Source organism: Streptomyces sp. SM1 (genome assembly GCF_002910825.1).
Lineage (GTDB): Bacteria > Actinomycetota > Actinomycetes > Streptomycetales > Streptomycetaceae > Streptomyces > Streptomyces okerensis.
Window position 1 is genome coordinate 1 of the sequence record NZ_NEUB01000262.1, and the last position, 4,329, is coordinate 4,329.

The following is a 4,329-nucleotide window of genomic DNA, read 5'->3' on the forward strand; positions in this document are numbered from 1 at the left end:
CCCCACACGGCAAGTCCGCCGCCCCGGGCGACGCCGTCCGCTCGCTCCGCCGCTCCGCGCGGCAGTCGGCTGCCTCGGGCGACGACCGTCCGTCCGCGGGACGGCCGTCCGTCGTGAGGCGCCGACCGGATCCCGCGGTCAGGCCGCCCGTTCGATCAGTGCAGCGGGGGGCTCGTCGTCCATCTCGAAGGCCAGCGGGAAGGGGGCGTGACCGGCCAGCCGGAACCAGCGCACCTTGCGGTGCCGTCGCAGGGCCCGTGCGGCCCGTACGGCGTCGTTGTGGAAGCGGCGTGCCATCGGCGCCCTGCGGACCGCCTCGGCGAGCTCCAGGGCCGCGTCTTCCCCTCCGGGCGCCTCCCTGACCGCGTCCACCTGGTGCGCGTCCGCGAAGACCGCCCGCAGGGCCTGGCTCAGTTCGCTCTCGGCGACCTCGCGCTGCTCCTCGACCGCCTGCCGCGCGGCGTGCGCCGCTTCGTAGAGCACGATCGAGGCGGCGGGGTCGAGCACCCCGGAGGTGGCCAGTTCCTGGGCCACGGAGGCACGGCGCAGAAGCTGCGCGTCGAGCGCGGCGCGGGCTGCGTCGATACGGGCGTGCAGCCGGTCCAGCCGCCCCGCCGTCCAGCTCAGGTAGAGGCCGATGGCGACAAGGGCGACGAGGATCCAGATGAGGGTTGCGGTCACGGGCGGCAAGGCTAGTACCGCCGACGGTGGTTGCCGTCCCTGGGGCCCTGCCCTCAGCCCCTCGCCGTCCCGCACGGCCGCGCTACGGCGGGTCCCGGCCGTCCACCCGGCCACGTGGTGGCCGCCCCCCGGACTCCCCGGCCCGAACCCTCTCGACCCGGACGACACCGGTGCGGCGGGGTGCGGGAAAGGAGCAGGCGGCCTCCGGACCACACCTCGCCCCGGCCCCCGTCATCCCGAACGACACAACGCGACACACCCCAACCCCACCGAGCCCCACCGGACGGAGGGCGAACCCCCGGAGCCCCGACCCGGGCTCCGCTGCCGAACGGCACGCTGCGGCGGAGTCCGAGAAGGCGGCGGGCACCCTCCCGACCACGCCTCGCCCCGGCCCCCGTCGTCCCGAACGACACAACGCGACACACCCCAGCCGCGCCCGAGCCCCATCAGACGGCCGGCGACAGCCGCCGGGCCGGATCTCCGGCCCGGACGGCACACCGCGGCGGGTCACGGCGGGTCACGGCGGTCGAGCCCCAGCCGGGGAGGGGGCACCCTCGGCCCGCACGCCCGCACGCCCGCGGCCGGGACGGCGGCACAGCACCGTCGGGTGATGACCGGCCCCCGAACGAACCCGGGCCCGGGCAAGCCCTCCAGCTCCGACGGCTCGGTGCCGCACAACCCGGGCGGCGCCGAGCCCCACCGGACGGCGGCCGTTCCGGGCCACGGGACGTGAGAGGTGGGGTGCCGTCCGTTCTCAGTCCCTGGCCAGGCCCAGGCGGGCCCTGAGGCCCGTCGCGCGGTCGTCCGCCGCGACCGCCGCCGCGCCCGCCGTGACCGTCTCGTACACCGACAGGATGTCCGCGCCGACGGTCGACCAGTCGAAGCGGCGGACGTGGGCGCTGCCCCGTTCGCTCAGTTCCGCGCGGCGTTCCGGGTCCCGGAGGAGCCGCAGCGCGGCCTCGGCGAGCGCGTCGGCGTCCTCGTTGGCGAACAGTTCGCCCGCCGCACCCCCGTCGAGGACCTGGGCGAAGGCGTCCAGGTCGGCGGCGAGCACCGGCGCACCCGCGGACAACGCCTCGACCAGGATGATGCCGAAGCTCTCGCCACCGGTGTTGGGCGCCACGTACACGTCGACGCTGCGCAGGAGGCGGGCCTTGTCCTCGTCGCTGACCATGCCGAGGAACTCCACGCGCGGGCGCAGTTCCTTCGGCAGCGACTCGACCGCCTCCTCCTCGTCACCCCGTCCGGCGACCAGCAGGCGCGTCTGCGGGCGGGCGGCGAGGATCTTCGGCAGGGCCTTCATCAGCACCGGCAGCCCCTTGCGGGGTTCGTCGATCCGGCCGATGAAGCCGATCGTGTCGCCCTGCCATTCGGGCCGCGGCCCGGCCTTCGCGAAGAAGTCGACGTCGACACCGTTGGGGATGACCACCGCGTCACCGCCCAGGTGCTCCACCAGGGTGCGCCGGGCGTACTCGCTCACCGCGATCCGCGCGCTGATCTTCTCCAGGGCCGCCTGGAGGATCGAGTACGCGGCGATCATCGCGCGGGAGCGCGGGTTGGAGGTGTGGAAGGTCGCGACGATGGGTCCCTCGGCCGCCCAGCAGGTGAGCAGGCCGAGCGAGGGCGAGGTCGGCTCGTGGATGTGGACGACGTCGAAGGCGCCCTCGTGCAGCCAGCGCCGCACCCGCGCGGCGGAGAGGAATCCGAAGTTGAGCCGGGCCACCGAGCCGTTGTACGGAACCGGCACCGCGCGGCCGGCCGAGACGACGTAGGGCGGCAGCGGGGTGTCGTCGTCGGCCGGGGCCAGGACGGACACATGGTGGCCGAGGCGGATGAAGTACTCGGCCAGGTCGCGGATGTGGAACTGGACGCCGCCCGGTACGTCCCAGGAGTACGGGCAGACGATGCCGATCCTCACGAGGTCCCCTTCCGGTCCTTCTCGGGAGCCGTCACGGGGTCCGGCGCGGGGTCGAGGTCCTTGAGCCACAGACGCTGCAGCATGTGCCAGTCCTCCGGGTGTTCGGCGATGCCCGTGGCGAAGGCGTCGGCCAGCGCCTGTGTCATGACAGACGTCTTCTCGGGCCGCGTGCCTGACCCGGGGACCTCGACCGGCGGATGGACTCGGCCCCGCATCGTCGGCGAGTCGTCGTACCAGAGGGTCACCGGCAGCAGCCGGGCCCCGGTCTGCTGGGCCAGCAGGGCGGGGCCGGCGGGCATCCGGGCGGTCTCGCCGAAGAAGTCGACCTCGACGCCGGAGGAGGACAGGTCGCGGTCGGCGACCAGGCAGACCAGTCCGCCGTCGCGCAGCCGCCGGGCGAGGGTGCCGAAGGCCGAGCCGCCGCTGTGCGGCAGGACCTCCATTCCGAGGCCCTCGCGGTAGGCGACGAACCGGTCGTACAGCGTCTCCGGCTTCAGCCGCTCGGCGACGGTGGTGAACGGTATGCCGAGCTTCGTGGTGAGCCAGGCTCCGGCGAGGTCCCAGTTGGCGAGGTGCGGCAGCGCGACGACGACGCCCTTGCCGGCCGCCATGCCGTCGTGCAGGTGGTGGAGGTCCAGGACGTCGACGCCCGCCGCTACGCGCTCGGCGCTCCAGGCGGGCAGCCGGAAGGACTCCATCCAGTAGCGCAGGTACGACCGCATGCCCGCGCGGGAGAGTTCGGCGAGCCGCTCGGGCCCCGCGTCCGGCACCACGCGCGCGTAGTTGCTCTCCAGCCGGAGCACGCCCTTGCCGCGCCGCTTCCACGTGACGTCGGCGATGGTCCTCCCCAGGCGCACGGCGACCGGCTCGGGGAGGGATCTGACGGTGCCCCAGCCGACGCCGTACAGGGTGTCGGTGAGCCGCTCCTGGGCGCTCACTTGGCGGCCTCGCTCCCCCGGGCGTCCTGCGCCTCCGCGGCTTCCGCGGCCTCCGCCTCGGCGGACTCCCGGCGCACGGTGACGACCCGCTGGATCAGCGTGACCAGGCTGCCCACGGCGACGATCCACAGGGCGACGGGCAGCAGGTACTGGATGCCGGGCACACCGAAGGCGTGCAGGCCGGCGAGGCCGGCGGCGACCAGCGAGATCACCAGCCGCTCGGCCCGCTCGACCAGACCGTTGACGGCGACCGGGAGGCCGATCGACTCGCCGCGCGCCTTGGTGTACGACACGACCTGCCCGCTGGCCAGGCAGAAGATCGAGACGGCGCAGAGCGCGATGTCGTCACCGCCGCCCGCGTACCACAGGGCGAAGCCGCCGAAGACGGCTCCGTCCGCGACCCGGTCGAGAGTGGAGTCCAGGAAGGCACCCCAGCGGCTGGACCGGCCGAGCTGGCGTGCCATGTTGCCGTCGACGAGGTCGGAGAACACGAACAGGGTGATGACGACCGTGCCCCAGAAGAACTCCCCCATGGGGTAGAAGACCAGCGCGCCCGCGACCACACCGGCGGTGCCGATGAGCGTGACCGTGTCCGGGCTGACCCCCCGCCGGATGAGAAACGCGGCGAACGGTGTGAGGACACGCGTGAAGAATGCACGCGCGTACTTGTTCAGCATGGCCTTCCCGACGGTCGGTGTGGCCGCGCGGCCCTGCTGGCCGCCGGCGGCCCCAATCGTAGTCACGCGCACGCCCGGCCGACGGCCGTACCCCCGGAGCCGGACGCCGCCGTCC

At 74.1% G+C, this 4,329-nt stretch carries 5 protein-coding genes; 1 reads left to right on the forward strand and 4 read right to left on the reverse strand.

The window, feature by feature from the left end; translation table 11 throughout:
* Positions 1-138: 138 nt before the first annotated feature.
* The gene (locus B9S61_RS06195) at positions 139-681 is read right to left on the reverse strand and encodes a hypothetical protein (protein ID WP_103541283.1); all 543 of its coding nucleotides are present in this window, start codon (positions 679-681) and stop codon (positions 139-141) included.
* Between the two features lie 610 nt (positions 682-1,291).
* Here B9S61_RS06195 and B9S61_RS42130 point away from each other — a divergent pair.
* On the forward strand, positions 1,292-1,414 hold the full coding sequence (locus B9S61_RS42130) for a hypothetical protein (RefSeq protein WP_258039568.1): 123 nt from the start codon (positions 1,292-1,294) through the stop codon (positions 1,412-1,414).
* 21 nt (positions 1,415-1,435) lie between these two features.
* Here B9S61_RS42130 and B9S61_RS06200 read toward each other — a convergent pair whose 3' ends face one another.
* The 3 genes from B9S61_RS06200 to pgsA are packed head-to-tail and all read right to left on the reverse strand — an operon-like array spanning position 1,436 to position 4,214.
* Positions 1,436-2,599 (reverse strand): glycosyltransferase family 4 protein, encoded by a 1,164-nt coding sequence (locus tag B9S61_RS06200; RefSeq protein WP_103541284.1) that lies wholly within the window; start codon positions 2,597-2,599, stop codon positions 1,436-1,438.
* A complete protein-coding gene (locus B9S61_RS06205) occupies positions 2,596-3,537 on the reverse strand; it encodes a phosphatidylinositol mannoside acyltransferase (RefSeq protein WP_103541285.1) in 942 nt (313 codons plus the stop codon). The genes B9S61_RS06200 and B9S61_RS06205 overlap by 4 nt, the downstream gene beginning before the upstream one ends.
* Positions 3,534-4,214, reverse strand: a complete 681-nt coding sequence (gene pgsA, locus B9S61_RS06210; protein ID WP_103541286.1) for a phosphatidylinositol phosphate synthase — start codon at positions 4,212-4,214, stop codon at positions 3,534-3,536. Before pgsA ends, B9S61_RS06205 begins: the two co-directional genes overlap by 4 nt.
* Between the last annotated feature and the right edge of the window lie 115 nt (positions 4,215-4,329).

Bases quoted from the DNA above. Each gene is read 5' to 3' on its own strand.
- pgsA (WP_103541286.1), bottom strand. From the start codon at position 4,214: ATGCTGAACAAGTACGCGCGTGCATTCTTCACGCGTGTCCTCACACCG.
- B9S61_RS42130 (WP_258039568.1), top strand. From the start codon at position 1,292: ATGACCGGCCCCCGAACGAACCCGGGCCCGGGCAAGCCCTCCAGCTCC.